Raw genomic sequence first — 215 nt, forward strand, 5'->3', positions numbered from 1 at the left:
TCGAACGGGGGTTCGGGTTCGTCGAGGCCGGTGGACGGCGGACGTTCGTACACATCTCCGCCTTCGACCCGGCCGGCGGACGGCCGCAGTCCGGCGACTTCGTGCAGTTCGAGGTCGGCTCCGCACCGGACGGACGCCCGTGCGCGGTCCGGGCCAGCCGGGTCTACGCGTTGCCGGCCCGCCACCCGACGCCCCCGCGCCGCGGCGCGATCGAC

The 215-nt window shown here is 75.8% G+C and carries 1 pseudogene; it reads left to right on the top strand.

Features of this window, described 5'->3' with window-relative positions:
* Positions 1 to 215 (top strand): annotated as a pseudogene (locus BN358_RS25220) (cold shock domain-containing protein); the annotation flags it as partial.

The sequence above is a fragment of the Sedimentibacter sp. B4 genome (assembly GCF_000309315.1).
Classification (GTDB): Bacteria; Bacillota; Clostridia; order Tissierellales; family Sedimentibacteraceae; genus Sedimentibacter; species Sedimentibacter saalensis.